Source organism: Bradyrhizobium sp. Leo114, from assembly GCF_055229415.2.
Window position 1 is genome coordinate 1 of sequence record NZ_JBUYEN020000143.1, and the last position, 2,239, is coordinate 2,239.

The 2,239-nt window shown below is 60.2% G+C and carries 4 protein-coding genes; 2 read left to right on the forward strand and 2 right to left on the reverse strand.

Features of this window, described 5'->3' with window-relative positions; all coding sequences use genetic code 11:
* The first annotated feature begins 293 nt into the window (after nucleotides 1-293).
* Together ACZIRK_RS44950 and ACZIRK_RS44955 are read left to right on the forward strand one after the other, a co-directional pair.
* Entirely contained in the window at nucleotides 294-476 is a 183-nt protein-coding gene (locus ACZIRK_RS44950; protein WP_028169439.1) for a hypothetical protein, read from the forward strand.
* A gap of 9 nt (nucleotides 477-485) precedes the next feature.
* Nucleotides 486-893 (forward strand): MFS transporter, encoded by a 408-nt coding sequence (locus ACZIRK_RS44955; RefSeq protein ID WP_028169440.1) that lies wholly within the window; start codon nucleotides 486-488, stop codon nucleotides 891-893.
* 127 nt (nucleotides 894-1,020) lie between these two features.
* Here the strand turns inward: ACZIRK_RS44955 and ACZIRK_RS44960 are convergent, their stop codons facing one another.
* Nucleotides 1,021-1,434: an ArsC/Spx/MgsR family protein gene (locus ACZIRK_RS44960; protein ID WP_130231864.1), complete on the reverse strand. Its 414-nt coding sequence runs from the start codon at nucleotides 1,432-1,434 to the stop codon at nucleotides 1,021-1,023.
* Between the two features lie 8 nt (nucleotides 1,435-1,442).
* Nucleotides 1,443-1,877, reverse strand: a complete 435-nt coding sequence (locus ACZIRK_RS44965) for a response regulator (RefSeq protein WP_130231866.1) — start codon at nucleotides 1,875-1,877, stop codon at nucleotides 1,443-1,445.
* Nucleotides 1,878-2,239: the final 362 nt, after the last annotated feature.

Below are 2,239 nucleotides of genomic sequence, written 5' to 3' on the forward strand. Positions count from 1 at the left end.
CGCGATCTTTGCCTTCAGTGCCGCGTCGATCTTGCGTCTCGTCTTTGTCGTCATCATGCGCTCCGTCTATCAAACGGAGCAGCCCCTTCCAACTAAGCACGTGGTCCCACAATCGGGGTCCATTTCACACACCCGGTACGAAGCGACTGTAGAACCTCCAACTTTCAATGTCGGCACGCCACTTGGGGCAGCATCACCGCTCGGAGGCGGGGGGCGCTGTAGGGACGGACTCCGCACGTCCTCCATTGCGTCCGGCCGCCCCGCCAACGTGTTGTGAGGGGACATGAAACACCATGTTGGAGGGGCTGCAACTGCGATCGCAGCCGCTCTCGCTGCGCCGCGATGTCATTAGCGTGTGCGAACAGGAAACCACACTCTTCCTCCGGGCTTTCCCGATGGTGTCCGTCGGTCGTCTGGCCAGCCGGATCATGACGCGCCTTGCATTCTTTGTCGCCGGTTTCGGCATTGCGGGCTAGGCGCCGCTGGTGCCGTTCGCGAAGGAGCGGCTGGTTGTCGATAACGAAGTCCTCGGTTTTCTGCTGCTCTGTCTGGGAATCAGCTCAGTCATCTCGATGCTTCTGATCAGGCTGTTGAGCGCGCGCTACGGCAGCAAATCAATCATCCGGATCGGCTGGTTCGGGATTGCGCTCATCCTGCCGTGGCTCGCGGTTGCCGGCACGCCTGTGGCGCTCGGGGCCGTGCTAGCTGCCTTCGGCGCCTTTCTCAAATTCATCGATGTCGCTGCGAATGTCGATGCGGTCGAACTAGAACGTGCAGCGAAGCGTCCACCGATGTCCGGCTTTCACGCGCAATTCACCATCCGCGAATGTGCCGGCTCCGGCGCGATAACCGCATTGGCTGGCTGCTCGTCGGGGCTTTTTCATCAACCCTAATTAAAATTATAGATGCGCGTGTAGAGCCCCGATCGTCATCAGCGAGCCTGCTCCTCGCGCCCGTGAAGCATGGGAGCGGGGAAACTCCGCTTTCTTCGCCTCTCGTTAAACTAGCGAGTAGTGTAGCTCACCCGCTCCGGCAGTACCCTCCGGCTGCCTCGCTCGAGCATCGCTCGAGATCGTCCTGCATGCTCCGCCCAAGCAGCGACAGCACGGGCTCATGATCGAATCCCGCGCATCTTGCGCCGTCGGCGTTGATCAGCGGGCGCCTTATCAGGAGCGGATCGCTGAGCATCAGCGCGAGTGCGCTCGCCGCGTCGCTCGCGTCGGGATTGATTTCGCCTGACTTGATACGGGGCGCGGCGCGGTTGAACCAGGATCCGATCGGCGTATTGCCGAAGCACTGGCGCAGTTCCTCCGCGCGCCACGGCTCCTTCAAGATATCCTTGGCAATCACGTGGTGGCCCGCGACCTTCAGCGCCTGCATCTGGCGCGCGTTGGTGGCGCAGTCGGGTTTTTGATAGAAGATGATCGTCGCCATGGCCTGGCCTAACTCAGCACCCTGAGCTGCACGATGGGCGCGGTGGCGCCCCGTTCGAGAATACCATCGACCTTCTTGCGGACGGCTTCCAAGGTGAGAGGCTTGATAAGCACGCCGTGCGCGCCCGCCTTGATGCCTTCGACCGCGGTGGGCTCGTCGGATTTGTCGCAGACGATCAGGATCCGCACCTCGGGAAAATGGGCCGCCAATTGGCCGATCAACGGCGGCCCCTTTTGCCCCAAAAAGGAGGCGCCGAGTAGCACCACATCCGGCTTCAACCAATCGATGCCCCTGACAAAAGCCTCTTCCGGCGTTGCAAGCTCGTGCGTCTCGATCTCGTCATGCAGCATAAGTTGCAAAGTCACGCGGGTGATCTCGTCATCGTCGACCACGAATACCCGTCGCTGGCCCTCCGCCTTCGAGGTTTCGACATCTTGCTGCACTGTCGCTCTCCTGAAAATCGCGCCGACAAAGCGGCTTGCAAGAGCAATTAGCAATTTCCGTTCCACGCATGAACGCATCGAAAGGGCCCGCGCCAAGCCGGTTTTTGCCCGTTTGATGCTTGCGATCCTTGTTCGGCTTCTGACAGCGGCACAATTGCTGTCACCTTCAAAACACCTGGTGTCATCCGTCGGCTCGCAAGTTTTTCAGCGCGAAATCAGAAGCTTAAAGAGCGTAGACAGCCTTGGCACGGGGGTTGCTATTACGATGCAGCAACACTGAGTGAGGGCTGAGTGCACGCAGACGCGCAAGACGAGCGATGCTCTCCTTCCCTTGAACCCGTGTGCCTCGTTTCTGAGAGAGA